This window comes from Bacillus hominis, from assembly GCF_030348325.1.
In the GTDB taxonomy this organism is placed as follows: Bacteria; Bacillota; Bacilli; order Bacillales; family Bacillaceae_G; genus Bacillus_A; species Bacillus_A hominis.
Map to the genome: position 1 here is coordinate 3,468,362 of NZ_JAUCFS010000005.1, position 15,927 is coordinate 3,484,288.

At 36.7% G+C, this 15,927-nt stretch carries 15 protein-coding genes; 1 reads left to right on the top strand and 14 read right to left on the bottom strand.

Going from position 1 to position 15,927, the window contains the following annotated elements; genetic code table 11:
- Window positions 1–139 precede the first annotated feature (139 nt).
- Both QUF93_RS20405 and QUF93_RS20410 read right to left on the bottom strand, forming a co-directional pair.
- A complete protein-coding gene (locus tag QUF93_RS20405) occupies window positions 140–1,816 on the bottom strand; it encodes a fatty acid kinase ATP-binding subunit FakA (protein ID WP_128281186.1) in 1,677 nt (558 codons plus the stop codon).
- 22 nt (window positions 1,817–1,838) lie between these two features.
- Complete coding sequence (locus QUF93_RS20410) at window positions 1,839–2,201, bottom strand: Asp23/Gls24 family envelope stress response protein (protein ID WP_000021109.1); 363 nt, start codon at window positions 2,199–2,201, stop codon at window positions 1,839–1,841.
- 378 nt (window positions 2,202–2,579) lie between these two features.
- Between QUF93_RS20410 and rpmB the strand changes: the two genes are divergently transcribed.
- Entirely contained in the window at window positions 2,580–2,768 is a 189-nt protein-coding gene (gene rpmB, locus QUF93_RS20415) for a 50S ribosomal protein L28 (RefSeq protein WP_000124776.1), read from the top strand.
- A 73-nt stretch (window positions 2,769–2,841) separates the two neighbouring features.
- Here the strand turns inward: rpmB and spoVM are convergent, their stop codons facing one another.
- From spoVM to coaBC, 12 genes are all read right to left on the bottom strand, one after another.
- On the bottom strand, window positions 2,842–2,922 hold the full coding sequence (gene spoVM / locus QUF93_RS20420; protein ID WP_001213599.1) for a stage V sporulation protein SpoVM: 81 nt from the start codon (window positions 2,920–2,922) through the stop codon (window positions 2,842–2,844).
- Window positions 2,923–2,988: 66 nt separating this feature from the next.
- Window positions 2,989–3,669: a thiamine diphosphokinase gene (locus QUF93_RS20425; protein ID WP_002121817.1), complete on the bottom strand. Its 681-nt coding sequence runs from the start codon at window positions 3,667–3,669 to the stop codon at window positions 2,989–2,991.
- A 100-nt stretch (window positions 3,670–3,769) separates the two neighbouring features.
- Complete coding sequence (gene rpe / locus QUF93_RS20430) at window positions 3,770–4,414, bottom strand: ribulose-phosphate 3-epimerase (RefSeq protein WP_002014505.1); 645 nt, start codon at window positions 4,412–4,414, stop codon at window positions 3,770–3,772.
- Between the two features lie 2 nt (window positions 4,415–4,416).
- The gene (rsgA, locus tag QUF93_RS20435) at window positions 4,417–5,298 is read right to left on the bottom strand and encodes a ribosome small subunit-dependent GTPase A (RefSeq protein WP_289360023.1); all 882 of its coding nucleotides are present in this window, start codon (window positions 5,296–5,298) and stop codon (window positions 4,417–4,419) included.
- 270 nt (window positions 5,299–5,568) lie between these two features.
- Entirely contained in the window at window positions 5,569–7,542 is a 1,974-nt protein-coding gene (gene pknB, locus QUF93_RS20440; protein WP_289360024.1) for a Stk1 family PASTA domain-containing Ser/Thr kinase, read from the bottom strand.
- 8 nt (window positions 7,543–7,550) lie between these two features.
- Window positions 7,551–8,303: a Stp1/IreP family PP2C-type Ser/Thr phosphatase gene (locus QUF93_RS20445; RefSeq protein WP_002121821.1), complete on the bottom strand. Its 753-nt coding sequence runs from the start codon at window positions 8,301–8,303 to the stop codon at window positions 7,551–7,553.
- 4 nt (window positions 8,304–8,307) lie between these two features.
- The gene (rlmN, locus tag QUF93_RS20450) at window positions 8,308–9,396 is read right to left on the bottom strand and encodes a dual-specificity RNA methyltransferase RlmN (protein WP_002121822.1); all 1,089 of its coding nucleotides are present in this window, start codon (window positions 9,394–9,396) and stop codon (window positions 8,308–8,310) included.
- 4 nt (window positions 9,397–9,400) lie between these two features.
- On the bottom strand, window positions 9,401–10,735 hold the full coding sequence (gene rsmB / locus QUF93_RS20455) for a 16S rRNA (cytosine(967)-C(5))-methyltransferase RsmB (protein WP_289360025.1): 1,335 nt from the start codon (window positions 10,733–10,735) through the stop codon (window positions 9,401–9,403).
- Window positions 10,732–11,676 carry a methionyl-tRNA formyltransferase gene (gene fmt / locus QUF93_RS20460; protein ID WP_002121827.1) on the bottom strand — a complete coding sequence of 315 codons (945 nt, stop codon included), beginning with the start codon at window positions 11,674–11,676 and terminating at the stop codon, window positions 10,732–10,734. The genes rsmB and fmt overlap by 4 nt, the downstream gene beginning before the upstream one ends.
- A gap of 22 nt (window positions 11,677–11,698) precedes the next feature.
- The gene (gene def, locus QUF93_RS20465; RefSeq protein ID WP_002014496.1) at window positions 11,699–12,169 is read right to left on the bottom strand and encodes a peptide deformylase; all 471 of its coding nucleotides are present in this window, start codon (window positions 12,167–12,169) and stop codon (window positions 11,699–11,701) included.
- Between the two features lie 11 nt (window positions 12,170–12,180).
- On the bottom strand, window positions 12,181–14,586 hold the full coding sequence (gene priA, locus QUF93_RS20470; protein WP_289360026.1) for a primosomal protein N': 2,406 nt from the start codon (window positions 14,584–14,586) through the stop codon (window positions 12,181–12,183).
- Window positions 14,583–15,788, bottom strand: a complete 1,206-nt coding sequence (coaBC, locus tag QUF93_RS20475) for a bifunctional phosphopantothenoylcysteine decarboxylase/phosphopantothenate--cysteine ligase CoaBC (RefSeq protein WP_289360027.1) — start codon at window positions 15,786–15,788, stop codon at window positions 14,583–14,585. The genes priA and coaBC overlap by 4 nt, the downstream gene beginning before the upstream one ends.
- Window positions 15,789–15,927: the final 139 nt, after the last annotated feature.

Consider the following 15,927-nt stretch of genomic DNA (forward strand, 5'->3'; position numbering starts at 1 on the left):
GCCTCACTATTAGCAGCAAGGCTCTTTTCTATCATCAATATGCTAGCCTTTTGAATAAAAACTAGTAATAAACTTCATATCACTACTTCTTATCCATTAGCAAGTAAGTAACCCATTTATTTTCAAACCGAATTTTTTCTTATTCTACAGAGAAAATGAAAGAATACACCGGTTGGTTTCCAGCATGTACTTCTACTTCTGCATCTTCAAAATTCTCTTCTACAAATTCAACTAACTCAGCTACTTCTTCGTCAGTCGCATCTTCACCTTGTAGAATCGTTACGATTTCAGAATCTTCATCAATAAGCGCTTCTAGTAATTGCTTCGCAGCTCCTACTTTTTCAGCATTTGTTGATACGATTTTTCCATCTGCAATACACATGAAATCATCTTTTTGAATTGCTACACCATCAATTTCCGTATCACGTACAGCATACGTAATTTGACCAGTTTTCACATGAGATAAAGCTTCTTTCATGTTTTCTTCATTCTCTTCTAACGTTCCAACTGGATTAAATGCTAACATTGCAGCCATACCTTGAGGAACTGTTTTTGAACGAACTACAATCACTTCTTGTTCTACAACTGACGCTGCTTGTTCTGCTGCCATCACGATATTCCCGTTGTTCGGTAAAATAATGATTTTTTCAGCATTCGCTTCTTCAATCGCCTTTACAATATCCTCCGTACTTGGATTCATTGTTTGGCCACCCTCGATAACTTTCGTCGCGCCAATGCTCTCAAATAAAGTTTTAATACCAGATCCCATAGCTACAGTTACGATACCGTACGGTTGTTTCTCTTTAGACTGACTAGTTGGCTCAGGCATCATAGTAGGCTCATCTAATAAAGCAGTATGCTGTTCACGCATATTCTCTACTTTAATCTTGATTAAACTACCGTAACGCTGTCCATAGTTCATAGGATCTCCAGGATGTTCCGCGTGAATATGAACCTTTACAACCTCATCATCCGATACAACAAGTAGCGAATCTCCGTACACACTAATATCTTCACGGAATTTTTGTTCAGAGAAATTATGTTCCTTCATTTTTTCAGGCTCTAATTTCACCATGAATTCCGTACAATATCCATACTTAATATCTTCTGTACTCAATTGGCTTTGTACACTACGGTGATGTTCTGCGCGTACCATGTCATTCATAGATGGTTGGGCAGGCACATTAGAAGAAATCTTTTCTCCTTTTAAGTCAGCTAAAAATCCTTCATATACAACAACAAGACCTTTACCACCGCTATCTACAACGCCAACTTGTTTTAATACAGGTAATAAATCTGGCGTACGATTTAACGATGCGTTTGCTTCTTTTACAACGTCTTCCATAAACAAAACAAAGTCGCGCTGTTTTTTCGCAACTGTCACTGCATATTTACCCGTTTCTCTTGCAACCGTTAAAATCGTTCCTTCAATTGGTTTCATAACCGCTTTGTAAGCTGCCTCTACTCCAGCTTCTAAAGCTGCAGCAAAATCAACTGTCGTTAATTCTTCTTTTTGTTCAATGGATTTAGAGAAACCACGGAATAACTGAGATAAAATAACCCCAGAGTTACCACGAGCTCCCATTAATAATCCTTTGGCTAAACTTACTCCGACTTTACCAGCATGCTGTGAAGGATTTGCTTTCACTTCACGTGCGCCTGAAGTCATTGATAAGTTCATGTTTGTACCGGTATCGCCATCTGGAACTGGAAATACGTTTAATGCATCAACAAGCTGAACATTATTTGTTAAATTATTGGCTCCTTGCATGATCATTTGTGATAAACGTTTTCCATCAATTTTTTGAATTGACACAGATTTTCCTCCTTAATGCACATTACAAGTTTATTACTTTAACTCCTTGTACGTAGATGTTTACAGAATCTACTGCTAGTCCTACAGTTTGATCTAATGTATATTTCACTTTAGTCTGCACGTTATGTGCTACTTCTGAAATTTTCGTACCATAGCTCACAATAATATACATATCAATATGTACTTCATCTTCATCTTTACGAACAATAACGCCTCTAGTGAAGTTTTCTTTTCGTAAAATGTCTGTTAATCCATCTTTTAACTGATTTTTTGATGCCATACCTACGATACCGTAGCAATCTACTGCGGCACCTCCAGCAATTGTTGCAATTACATCTGTACTAATATCAATTTGACCGTACTTCGTTTTAATTTCAATTGACATCTCGTTTCCCCCTTCATAAATGGTGAAAGTGAGCTAGACTACTTTAGTTACTATCATATAATCTTTTTAAAGAAAATTCCATCGTTCTTTCTTTTTCACTCTCATATTTTATGTTTTTAATTACACTTTTTTATGATGAGCAAAATAGTCCATTGTTATTATACAACATGTATCACTATAGTATGTCAAGCAATTTTTCTTGATTTCACCTTTTCTTCATTGACATATAGTGTCAAGTATTTTTTCTTGATTTCTTTTTTCTACGGTGTTGCATTCTCTTTTTAGTTGTGTTAAATTATAGTAGTGTTTTTAGCATCGCATAAAAGACTAACATTGAAAAATTACGTATGTTACGGTAGTTAAGGGAGGGAAATATAAATGGCTCGTGTTTGTGCTATCACTGGAAGAAAAGCTCGTTCTGGTAACTCTCGTTCTCACGCAATGAACGCTACAAAACGTAAATGGGGCGCTAACCTTCAAAAAGTTCGCGTACGCATCGACGGAAAAGTTCAACGTGTTTACGTTTCTGCTAGAGCATTAAAATCTGGCAAAATCGAACGTGTTTAATAATAAAAAAAAGAGCCGCTAGGCTCTTTTTTTATTATACCAATGGAAAAAGCACCGGTAATAGGTGCTTTTTTTAGTCTTTTTTGAAGGTATTTAACATCGCACGAACAATTCCACCAAGAAATTTAGGTAACTTAATTGTATAAAATCTCATGGTTTCCCTCCTAATCCCCTTTACTCCACTTGTTCACTATATGATGCAAGGAGCAAAATTGTTTCTTCAATCAGTGCTTCTTATCATCATTAATATGCCAGAAGTAAATGAAAAAGTACCTTTTTCCTCAATGAGTTCATTACTAATACAAAGTGTCGATCCCCACTCTATTGTTTTATTAGTAAGAGGGTACTTAAAGCCTTGAAGTGTAATGCCTTCTACCCTTTCAGTAACTGGTACAAATGATACATATGGAAAATGTTCATTTCCTTCAATTATATACGCACCTATCTTTTTCACCATTATCTCATTTTTATTATCAACAATACACATTTCTATCTGTGCTTCTAATCCCTTTAAAAGCATCTGTATATTCGCTAAACCGTGATCAAGCCTTCCACCAGTAGCACCAAAAATACGAATTAATTTTGGTTTCTGTTCTAAAGCCCAGCTAATTGCAATTTCTAAATCTGTTTGATCTTTTTCTCGCGGGACAATATGTAATTCATTTGTCTGTTGTCTCATCCATGCTAATTCATCATCAGTAACTGAATCATAATCCCCAAACGCAGCAGCCGGAGTGATTCCTCTTTTTAACAAACGGTACACTCCTCTATCAACTGCCGTCCACACTACTTCTTCATTTTCATATCGAGAAAAATCTGCACAGTATTCTGCAGGTCCTCCCGCTAAAATATGAATAATCATTTTTCCTTCCCCTTCTATTGTAAAAAGGCAATCTGCCATTCGGTAGATTGCCTTTCTCCTTATTTGCCACTCTAACATGTATAAATAGTGAAATCTTAATAAACTAGAGACTTCACTAGGATAAAGATTCGTTCATTCTTTATCCACGAATTACACGAATTGCTTCACCGCGGTCTTTTTGATTGTATACTGCTGATCCAGCTACAAGAACATTCGCTCCTGCTTCAATACAAAGTCTTGCCGTTTCAGCGTTGACACCACCATCAACTTCAATTTCCACTTCTAGATTTCGCTCTTTAACCATTTCTGCAACTTGTTTGATTTTCGGTAATACAGAATGAATAAACTTCTGTCCACCAAATCCAGGATTTACTGTCATAAGTAATACCATATCTATATCTTCTAATACATGCTCAATCGTTGAAACTGGAGTATGTGGATTTAATACAACTCCCGCTTTAATGTCATGAGATTTAATTAACTGAATTGTACGATGTAAATGTGGACAAGCTTCTACATGGACAGTAATAATATCAGCTCCCGCTTTTGCGAAAGTTGGGATATAGTTATCAGGATTTTCAATCATTAAATGTACATCTAACGGTAATGATGTAATCGGACGGATTGCTTCTACAATTAATGGTCCAATCGTAATATTTGGTACGAAATGTCCATCCATTACATCGACGTGAATGTAGTCAGCTCCGCCTTTTTCTACATCTTTAATCTCTTCCCCTAATCTTGAAAAATCTGCTGATAAAATCGATGGTGCAATTTTAATCATGACTAATACCTCGGCTTTCTCTCTCTAATTTCTTCTACGAATTGTTTGTAATTCTTATAACGATATTCGGTAATCTTTCCTTCTTCAACCGCAGCTTTCACTGCACATTTCGGTTCAACAAGGTGTGTACACCCTCTAAATTTACAGTATTGGCTCGCTTCTTTCAACTCTGGAAAACAATATGTAAGGTCTTCTACCTCTATATCTATGAAATCAAGCGAACTAAAACCAGGTGTATCCGCAACAAGTCCGCTTCCAACTGTAATTAATTCCACGTGTCTTGTCGTATGCTTTCCACGCCCTAAATGTGAAGAAATATCATTAGTTTTCAACTCTAAATCTGGGCGTAATACGTTTAGCATGGAAGATTTCCCAACACCAGATTGACCTGCAACGACGGAAATACAACCTTCTAAGAATGGTTTCAGAATATCAATACTTTCCGATGTATTTATAGAAGTAAACAACACATCATAACCCATTTCACGATAATCATTTGCATAAGTTTCAACAGTTTCTCTCATTTTTTCATCTACTAAATCCATCTTACTAATACAAATAATCGGTTTAATGTTATGATATTCAATCAATACTAAAAATCGATCTAACAGTCCTGGATTAAAATCTGGTTCTACTGCAGAGAAAACAAGAATAGCTTGATCAACATTAGCAATAGGAGGTCTAACAAGTTCATTTTTCCGATCAAATACTTCTAACACATAACCTTCACTCGGATTATCTGCTTGAAAAACAACTTGGTCTCCTACAAGTGGCGTAATTTTATTCTTTCTAAATACACCACGCCCGCGACATTGTGTAATCCCTTCCTCATTCTGTACATAATAAAACCCACTTAGAGCTTTTACAATTTTTCCTTCTGGCATATAATTCTCCTTTATTTTGTATAAAATGAAACTGCAATTAAATATGAATAGACTAGAGTTCTTTAAACAATTATTTCAAAATCCACCAAATATATACCCAGGTTCATATATTTAATCTACCATCAAATTTGAAATATTATTTACAACAGTATCACTTTTACAGCTTTTTGAATCATATATTTTTGCCTGTTATACAGTCCACGATGTAGACAGCATAACAGGCAAGAGTAATAAAATCCATCTTCTATATAAGGACGATGGATTTTACTATTATTGAGCTGGATATGGTACTTCCTTGTCGATAATCGTTACTCCATCTCGGACAATTTTATAGTGTCCCTTTGAACCTTCTTGAATTACAAATTCTAAAGAAATAATCACTGACTCAGTAATTGTTCTCGTTTCAACTGGTTTATCCATTTTTTGCTGCATATCTTCTTTATAAATTTCTATTGTTTGGGGCTTTTTCTCACCTGTTGCAGAAGCTTCATATGGGATAGAAATGTTATCCACTTTTACCGTTTTCGTCACTTTAGGCTTCGGACCATCGGAGATAACAACCGATACTTTATCTCCTTCTTTTAAAGGTGTCCCAGGCTTTGGTAACTGTGAAATAACAAGGCCTTTATCAACCGTATCTGAATACTCTCTTTTTATATCAGAAACAAGCTTTCTTTCATTTAAATAACCTTTTACACTATTTTCAGTCCATCCTGAAAAATCACCTGGTCTTATTTGATAAGGTCCTTTACTTACCCAAATTTTCAGTTCTTGTTCCGCCTCTATAACCATTTGATCAGGCGTTGGTATTTGCTCTACAATTTCACCTTTCGGCTTATCATTTTCAATATAATTTATTGTAACTTGTTTATATTTTTCTTCTAACTCAGCTCTTATACTCTCGAAATCTTTTCCTGTCAAATCACGCATCTTACTTTTCTTTTTCCCACCTGATTGATAGATAGTAATTTTAGAGTTTTCTTTCACTACTCTTCCTGCTATAGGATCTGTTTTTATCACTTTTCCGGCTTCAACATCATCTGTATATACAAGATTAGGTTCAGTAACTTCAAACCCTTTTTCAACTAATGTATTTACAGCTGTCGTATATTTCATACCAGCCACATCAGGAACCTTCACATCTTTCGGAATAAAGAAGCCTGGAATAACAGTAAGCGCTAAGGTTATCCCTATCGCTAAAAGTAAAAATGTTGTAATTAAAACCTTCAGCCATTTATTGCTTCGTTTTTTCTTCTTACCTGATTCGGTTTCTTCTTTTCTTACTTGTTCATCCACTTTACTTCCTTTTAATACAATCGTTTCATCACTTACATTTTGAAATAGTTGTTCTTGTTGAATAATTGGAATCGCTTTCGTCGCTTCCATATCTTCTGGTATGTAAAATGGTTGCTCATTTATTCGTTCTGGGTATAGCGCTGTTTCAATATCTCGTTTCATCGCATTTGCAGATTGATATCGATGAAACGGATCTTTCGCAGTTGCCTTTAATATAATATTTTCAACACTTTGTGGAATATTTTCATTCCATCTTTTTGGAGATGGCATTTCATTTTGTAAATGTTTTAACGCAATTGCAACAGCAGATTCACCAGAAAACGGTTGTCTTCCTGTTAACAATTCAAACATAACAATCCCAAGTGAATAAATATCTGATTGTTTATTCGCTATACCGCCGCGCGCTTGTTCTGGTGATAAATAATGCACCGAACCGAGCACCGAATTTGTATGTGTAATCGTTGCTGCACTTGTAGCTGTCGCAATTCCAAAGTCTGTTACTTTGACTACTCCGTCATCTCGAATCAAAATATTGTGCGGTTTAATATCGCGATGCACAATCTCAAAATGATGGGCGTGTGCCATGGCGGACGTTAACTGCTCCATTATATCAAGAGCTTCTCCTATCGGTAACATCCCTCGATCAATTATGTATTGCTTCAATGTTCGTCCAGGTACATATTCCATTACAAGATAATATATACCATCCTCTTCCCCAACATCATACATATTCACAATATTTGGATGCGACAACGTTGTAACAGATTGCGCTTCTCGATGGAAACGTTTAATAAACTCTTCATTATTTGAATAATCGAGTCTTAATATTTTTACCGCTACATCCCGGCCCAGTATATCATCATGAGCTAAATATACATTGGCCATTCCTCCACCGCCAATCATTTTCAGCAGCTTATAACGGTCATTTAAGCGTTTTCCAATCAGCACGTTGCACTTCACCTACTTTCGTTTGTCGAATCCGCATAATCAATAATAACGAGGGTGATATTATCTTCTCCACCACGATCATTTGCTAATTGAATGAGATGCTCTCCCTTCACCTCGAGCTGTTCATTCAATTGTAAAATTTGTTGCATATCAGCCATAGGGACTTTGTTAGACAATCCATCAGAGCAAAGAAGCAATTGATCGTCTTCTTCGAGCACCAATGTTTTAACATCTAGTCCGACTTTTTCTTCTGTTCCTAACGCTCTTAACAGAACATTCTTTTTCGGGTGATATTCTGCATCTTCTTTTGAAATTTCACCGTGCCTAACAAGTTCATTTACAAGTGAGTGATCTTCCGTTACAAGCGATATTTCTCCCTCTGATACCATATAACAACGACTATCTCCTATATGACCTATTGTTACAAAACTAGGTGTACAAATCGCCACGATAACCGTTGTTCCCATGCCATTACATTCTACATGCTGCTTAGAATAAGCATATATGCGCTCATTAATAATTCCAACGTTAGTATGTAACCACTTTTCTACCTTTTTAGGCTCATTCATATTATGCGTTTGCTTCCAATAATCATGGAATAATTGAATAGCCATCGAGCTAGCTACATCGCCAGCTCGATGACCTCCCATTCCATCTGCTACTACCGCTAAAATATTTCCATCTAAATTGTGAAAAACTCCTGCACTATCTTCATTATGTTGACGAACTTTTCCTTTATCCGATAGAAACACGGCTTTCATCTCGTCACCTCGTCTCTTCTTTGCGCTCCTTTGCACGCAACTGACCGCAGGCTGCATCAATATCATGACCTTGTTCACGGCGAATTGTTACATTCACTCCACGATCTTTTAGCGTCTTTTCAAATAAGAAAATTTGCTCTCGTGGCGTACGTACATAATCACGTTCTGGCACGTAGTTTACCGGAATTAAGTTTACATGACATTTTACACCTTTTAAGAGCGCAGCAAGTTCTTCAGCGTGCTCAACTTGGTCATTTTCTCCTCCAAATAAGCCATATTCAAATGTAATACGACGCCCTGTTCTATTTACATAGTATTTAACAGCTTCCATTAAATCAGGTAGCTTATAAGCACGGTTAATCGGCATTAATTTTGAACGTAACTCTGTATTTGCAGCATGCAATGAAATCGCAAAATTGATTTGCATATCTTCTTCAGCGAACTTATAAATTTTTGGAACAATTCCGCTTGTTGAAACTGTCATATGTCTCGCACCAATATGAAGTCCTTTTTCATGGTTAGTGATGCGTAAAAATCCCATTAAATTATCGTAGTTATCAAATGGTTCTCCAATTCCCATAACAACAAGAGAACTTACACGTTCGGCTGTTTCATCAAGCGCGCGTTGCACTTCTACTACTTGTGCTACAATTTCTCCAGCCTCTAAGTTTCGTTTTAGCCCACCAAGTGTAGATGCACAGAACGTACAACCAATGCGGCAACCCACCTGTGTTGTTACACAAATAGAATTTCCATATTCATGTCGCATTAACACTGTTTCAATAGAATAACCATCATATAATTGGAATAAGAATTTAATTGTTCCATCAGAAGATGTTTGTTTTACCAATGTATTTAAAGTAGTAATATCAAAGGAATTCGACAATTTATCGCGTAATCCTTTAGAAAGGTTCGACATATCCTCATAATTTTTTACACGTTTTTTATATAGCCAATCAAAAATTTGTCCTGCACGGAATTTAGGTTCTCCTTGTTCCTTTAACCAATCTTGCATTTCATGAAGTTGTAAAGAGTAAATTGATGGTTTCTTTGTTTCTAGATTTTTCTTTTGTTTTTTTACAGTCGTTTCCATGATGCTACACCTTCTTTCTTAAACAAGCAATATAAAAGCCATCTGTTGCAAAATAATGCGGTAAAATTCGTACTTGACCTTCATCAATATACGGATTTAACTTTTCTGGCATGCGATCTTTTAGCGTAGTATCCCATTCAAATTCAGGATGCTCTTGTAAAAATTGCTTTATTACTTGTTCATTTTCTATTTTTTCAATTGTGCACGTACTATAAACAAGACGACCGCCTCGTTTTAACAATGGTGCTATTTTTTCTAGTATCGCAAGTTGAATCGTTGATAACCTTTCACTATCGCCCTTATCTTTACCTAACTTAATATCAGGTTTACGTCTAATAACACCAAATCCAGAACATGGTGCATCTACTAATATTTTGTCAAAAGATTCATTTGCAAAATGCTCTTGAACTTTTCTAGCATCTAAAGCCATCGTTTCTACATTTTCTAAACCAAGCCTCTTCGCCTGTTGTTCAATTAAACGTACTTTATGTGCGTGTAAATCAAGCGACATTACCTTACCAGTTCCGTCCAAACGCTCTGCAATATGAGTTGTTTTTCCACCAGGAGCAGCACAACTATCTAGAACTGCATCTCCTTTATTCGGTTCTAAAGCACGTGCTACAAGCATCGAGCTTTCATCTTGAATAGAAAGGAAACCGTTTTTGAACGCTTCTGTATGTGCTACATTTCCTCTTTCAATTTGAATTGCATCCTCTGACAATTCGCCACGTTTTGCTTCTATACCCTCATCAGCTAATAACGCAACCGCTTCTTCTACCGTTACTTTATCAACATTTACGCGTGCTGTTGGTACAGGTGGCAACATATTTACTTCACACATTTTCTCTGCTGTCTCTAAACCATATTCAGATGCCCATTCTTGTACAAGCCACATTGGATGACTCGTTGCAATTGCAAGACGTTCTACTGGATCCTTAATTTCATCTAAAGAAGGTATACCTTCTCTCTGAATCGAACGTAATACACCGTTCACCATGCCTGAAATCCCTTTATGCCCGCGACGCTTTGCAATCTCAACCGCTTCATGAATAGCCGCTCTTTCTGGCACTCGGTCTAAATAAATCATTTGATATAAAGATAGGCGAAGCAATACTCTTACCCACGCCTCAACCTTTTTTCTTAAAAAAGGTTGTAAATAATAATCTAATGTGTCACGACGTTGAATCGTTCCATATACAATTTCAGTTAATAAACCTATATCTTTTCTATCGATTGTACTTTTTTCAATTAGGTTATTTAAAAGTAAGTTGCTATATGCACCACTTTTTTCTACTTGAATTAAGCCATCCAGAGCTAACTCACGAACATTTTGTCTCATGCATTTTCTCCTAACTTCGTACCAATTTCAGGTTTTGTTCCACGTAAAAATTGTGAACAACTCATACGCTTTTTACCAGACGGTTGCAATTCAGTGATTTTAACACCTGTCTCATTCCCTGTTGCAACAACAAATCCATCTTCTTCAAGAGCTACTATTGTACCTGGTTCAGCTTTCTCTGTAATAGAGACCTTCTCTCCCCACCATACTTTAATAACTTGTCCTGCCAAAGTCGTATAAGCAACTGGCCATGGATTCAATCCGCGAATGTGATTGTATACTTCTTCACCTGTTTTTGTCCAATCAATTATCTCTTGCTCACGTTTAATATTATATGCAAACGTCACTTCAGCTTCACTTTGTTTAATTGGTTCTAGTTTACCCTGAATTAGTAAAGGAACCGTTTTAGATAAAAGGTGTGCTCCTGCTTCGCTTAACTTATCAAATAATGAACCTGTTGTTTCACGCTCTTCGATTTCTACTTCTACTTGCGTTAATATATCGCCAGCATCTAATTTTTCTACCATATACATAATTGTAATACCTGTTTTCTCTTTACCTTCCATGATCGCATAATGAATTGGTGCACCACCGCGAAGTTCTGGAAGTAATGACGCGTGGACATTAATACATCTATACTTTGGCGCTTCTAAAATTTCATTAGGTACGATTTGTCCAAATGCCGCTGTTACAATTAAGTCTGGCTCTAGTGCTAATACTTTTTCATATTCGTCTTTTTCACGAATTTTTAACGGCTGTAATACTGGAATACCATGTTTCTCCGCTTCTACTTTAACAGGAGTAGGTGTTAAAACCTTTTTTCTACCAACTGGACGATCAGGTTGCGTGACAACACCAACTACGTCATATCCGTCCTCTATAAGACGACGAAGCACCGGCACAGAAAAGTCCGGTGTCCCCATAAATACTACTTTCATCATTCAAAAACCGCTCCTTTTAAACCTATTCTAATTCGCCTGCTTCATAATATCTTTTCACTTTAGATGTAAATAAAACACCGTGTAAATGATCGATTTCATGCTGAATTGCACGCGCTAAGAAGTCATCCGCTTCTAATAAAAATATTTTACCGCGACGATTTTGCGCACGTACTTTAATGTAATCCGCACGCTCCACTTCACCATAAAGTCCCGGAAAGCTTAAGCAGCCTTCGGGACCTACTTGTTCACCGCGTTTTTCTAAAATAACAGGATTAATTAATTCAATTTTACCCGTATCATCACCGATATCAACAACAGCAACTTGTAAGCTTACACCTACTTGTGGCGCAGCTAGACCAACGCCGTCTGCAATTAACATTGTTTCATGCATATCTTTTAACAATTTCACTAACTTTTTATCAAAGTTAATTACTCTTTCGCATGGTGTTTCTAACACTTCATTTGGATGCTTTACAATTTCTAAAACTGCCATATTTCCCTCCGCTACATTAACATTGTTGGATTAAAATCAATTGAGATTTGTAGCTCTTTTTGCATTTCTGCTTGATAATGTTCATTTACCATTTTGAGCACGTTCTTTAAGTTTGGTTCCCGTTTGTATTTTATCATGCATTGGTAACGATATCTATCTTTTATCCTTGGAATTGCTGAAGCAACCGGCCCTAACACCATTGTTTGCCTTGAACAATGCGTTCGTAAATGGCCGACAATTTTTTCCGTTACTTGGACTGCCTTTAATAATTCCGGATGAGATACAGTTACAAGTACAACGTAGTAATATGGCGGATATTGTCTCATTCGCCTCATTTGCATTTCTTGCTCATAAAATACATCATATTGTTGATTCTTTGCTAATTCTACACTGTAATGTTCCGGCGTATACGTTTGAATTACAACTTCCCCTGGCAATTCATGTCTTCCTGCACGTCCACTCACTTGTGTCAATAGCTGATATGTCTTTTCACTCGCTCGAAAATCAGGTAAGTGGAGCATCGTATCCGCCGTTAAAACACCAACAAGTGTCACCTTCGGAAAATCAAGCCCTTTTGCAATCATTTGTGTTCCAAGTAATATATCTGCTTTCTCTTCACCAAACGCCTTTAATAATTTTTCATGCATTCCTTTACGACTTGTTGTATCCACGTCCATTCGAATGACCCGCGCTTCAGGAAATAGTTTTGTGATTTCTTCTTCAACCTTTTGCGTCCCTGTACCAAAGAAACGAATATACGTACTATTACAAGCAGGACACTCCGTTGGCATATTTTCCTCATGACTACAATAATGACATTTTAAACGATGGTTCATTTTGTGATATGTCAACGAAATATCACAATGCGGACATTGTACGACATACCCACAATCACGGCACATCACAAATGTAGAGTGACCCCTTCTATTTAAAAAGAGAACCATTTGTTCTTTCTTTTCTAATCGATCTGCTATTTTTTCATGCAGTGCCTTTGAAAACATTGAACGATTTCCATCACGAAGCTCTTCCCGCATATCAACAATTTCTACAGTCGGCAAAGCTTGTTTGTTCATACGTTTTTCCATTGTAAGCAACCCATAGACACCTTTTTTCGCTCTAGCAAACGATTCAAGTGTCGGCGTTGCACTTCCGAGAACGATTGGACACTTATGGTATTGTCCTCTCCACACTGCTACATCTCTCGCATGATACTTCGGGTTATCTTCTTGCTTATAACTCGATTCATGTTCCTCATCAATAATAATGATTCCTAAATTTTCAAAGGGAGCAAAAATAGCTGAACGCGCACCAACTACCACTTTCACTTCTTTTCTTAAAATTTTGCGCCATTCATCATACTTTTCTCCAACAGAAAGCGCACTATGAAGAACTGCAACTTGCGAACCGAACCTACCTTTAAAGCGATCTACCATCTGGGGTGTTAGCGCAATTTCAGGAACAAGCACAATTGCTTCTTTTCTTTTCTCGAGCACCGCTGCTATAGATTGTAAATACACTTCTGTCTTACCACTTCCTGTAACACCATATAGTAAAAATGGATTGTAAGTTTCATTTGTAATTGATGACAAAATCGGTGTAATTACTTGTTTTTGTTCCTCAGTAAGTGGAAATGGTTTCGTTTGTTCAAAATCATCATCGTCATACGGATTTCGGTATACTTCCACATACTTTTCTGAGATTAATCCCTTTTTAGCAAGTGCTTTTATTGGGGCATCTGTTATTTGTAACTCTTCTGTTATCACTTTCAACGGTACACTTTTGTAATTCTCCACAAAATAATAGAGCACATCTTGTTGTTTTTTACTTTTCAGTTCAAATGCCGCTAATTCCAATTTATCTTCTGGCAACTCTGGTTGAACAACTCTTTGCTTCTTCTTCTGCACTTTATCTTTCACTTGATAAACTAGTTCCACCGTGCCGTTTTTAATCTCTTGTTGAATCATGCGGTATAAATGTGGTTGCGCCTCGATAATTTCCCAATCGATTGCTTCCTTATCCTGAAATAAATACAGTATTTCAGGTGCTACTTCTTCTTTTTTACGCAGTTGTAGACGCTTTTTATACGTTGCTTTTATCGCCGTTGGAAGCATTACTTGAAAAGCTGAAATCATATAACATAATGTTTCACTTGTAAGCCAATATCCTAGCTTTAATAATTCTTCATTTAATACCGGCGTCACATCTAATATTTCATGGATTGTCTTTAATTTCTTACTCTCTACGTCAACTGAATCTTTGATCCCAATAATAAAACCTTGCAATTTCCTTGGACCAAATGGAACTACTACACGCATTCCCGTCTGGACAATATCTTCCCATTTTTTAGGAATAATATAATCAAACGGACGATCTGTTTGACGTGCAGGTACATCAACAATTACACTTGCAAACTTCATACACGATCATCTTCTAACATCATTTCAATTTGCTTTAATATTTCACGAGCAACTTCTTTCTTCGTTAAAAGTGGCAGCTCAATAATTTCTCCATCTTTTCTATACATTGTCACAATATTTGTATCTGTACCAAACCCAGCTCCTTGAGCTTTCACGTCATTCGCAACAATCATATTTGCATTTTTCTCACGTAATTTTCTCATTGCGTATTCCTCTATGTTTGTCGTTTCAGCTGCAAAACCGATAAGTAGCTGTCGGTCCTTCTTCTCACCTAACGTTTTTAAAATATCCACTGTTCTTTCTAATTCAATTACAGCATCGCCATTTTTCTTTTTCATTTTATTATCATGAACATATTTCGGACGGTAATCTGCAACGGCTGCTGTTTTAATGACAACATCCACATTCTGATAATGTTGAAGGACTGCCTCTAACATATCTTGTGCAGATTCTACTTGTATTGTTGTTACATGTAATGGTGACTCTAATGCTGTCGGTCCTGACACAAGTATGACATCAGCACCTAAGCTTGCTGCAACTTCTGCGATCGCATACCCCATCTTTCCAGAAGAGAAATTCGTCATAAAACGAACTGGATCAATCTTTTCACGTGTCGGTCCAGCTGTTATTAATATTCGCTTTCCTTGCAATGGTTTTTGTTCTGAGAAAGCCTCTTCTAATCGTCCAATAATCACTTCAGGTTCTTCCAGTCTTCCTTTTGCTACATAACCACATGCTAAAAAACCTTCCCCTGGCTCAATAAATGTATATCCTAATGTTTTTAACGTCATCATGTTTTTTTGAACAATTTTATTTTCATACATATGCACATTCATAGCAGGTGCAATCCATACTGAAGCTGTAGTAGCTAACAAAGTAGTTGTAATCATATCATCGGCAATACCACCAGCTAACTTTCCAATACAATTAGCTGTAGCAGGTGCAACAAGCACAACATCTGCCCAATCCGCTAAATCAATATGAGCGATAACAGCCGAGTCTTTCTCATCGAATGTATCTGTATATACATCATGGCGAGAAAGTGCTTGAAATGTAAGAGGCGTTACAAATTTCATTGCTGACTCACTCATCATTACTTTTACAATTGCCCCAGCTTGTGTCAATTTACTTGTTAATGCCGCTGCTTTAAAAACCGCAATGCCTCCTGTTACACATAGAAGTATTTTTTTCCCTTTTAGCATATGACTCGTCCTCTTTCTTTTTAAAACTTATTCTGCTGAAATGGAATTTTTTCAGCTCGTCAGTGCTAGCATTTCGTTTCATCTTTATCCAAGTTCTTTTCAGCTCTGTCGTAAAAAAATAACAACCTACTTGTAAATA

What these genes read in the sequence shown, in the direction of transcription:
- QUF93_RS20410 (WP_000021109.1), bottom strand. Translation starts at nt 2,201, where the DNA reads ATGTCAATTGAAATTAAAACGAAGTACGGTCAAATTGATATTAGTACA.
- rpmB (WP_000124776.1), top strand. Translation starts at nt 2,580, where the DNA reads ATGGCTCGTGTTTGTGCTATCACTGGAAGAAAAGCTCGTTCTGGTAAC.
- spoVM (WP_001213599.1), bottom strand. Translation starts at nt 2,922, where the DNA reads ATGAGATTTTATACAATTAAGTTACCTAAATTTCTTGGTGGAATTGTT.
- QUF93_RS20425 (WP_002121817.1), bottom strand. Translation starts at nt 3,669, where the DNA reads ATGGCAGATTGCCTTTTTACAATAGAAGGGGAAGGAAAAATGATTATT.
- rpe (WP_002014505.1), bottom strand. Translation starts at nt 4,414, where the DNA reads ATGATTAAAATTGCACCATCGATTTTATCAGCAGATTTTTCAAGATTA.
- rsgA (WP_289360023.1), bottom strand. Translation starts at nt 5,298, where the DNA reads ATGCCAGAAGGAAAAATTGTAAAAGCTCTAAGTGGGTTTTATTATGTA.
- QUF93_RS20445 (WP_002121821.1), bottom strand. Translation starts at nt 8,303, where the DNA reads ATGAAAGCCGTGTTTCTATCGGATAAAGGAAAAGTTCGTCAACATAAT.
- rlmN (WP_002121822.1), bottom strand. Translation starts at nt 9,396, where the DNA reads ATGGAAACGACTGTAAAAAAACAAAAGAAAAATCTAGAAACAAAGAAA.
- rsmB (WP_289360025.1), bottom strand. Translation starts at nt 10,735, where the DNA reads ATGAGACAAAATGTTCGTGAGTTAGCTCTGGATGGCTTAATTCAAGTA.
- fmt (WP_002121827.1), bottom strand. Translation starts at nt 11,676, where the DNA reads ATGATGAAAGTAGTATTTATGGGGACACCGGACTTTTCTGTGCCGGTG.
- def (WP_002014496.1), bottom strand. Translation starts at nt 12,169, where the DNA reads ATGGCAGTTTTAGAAATTGTAAAGCATCCAAATGAAGTGTTAGAAACA.
- priA (WP_289360026.1), bottom strand. Translation starts at nt 14,586, where the DNA reads ATGAAGTTTGCAAGTGTAATTGTTGATGTACCTGCACGTCAAACAGAT.
- coaBC (WP_289360027.1), bottom strand. Translation starts at nt 15,788, where the DNA reads ATGCTAAAAGGGAAAAAAATACTTCTATGTGTAACAGGAGGCATTGCG.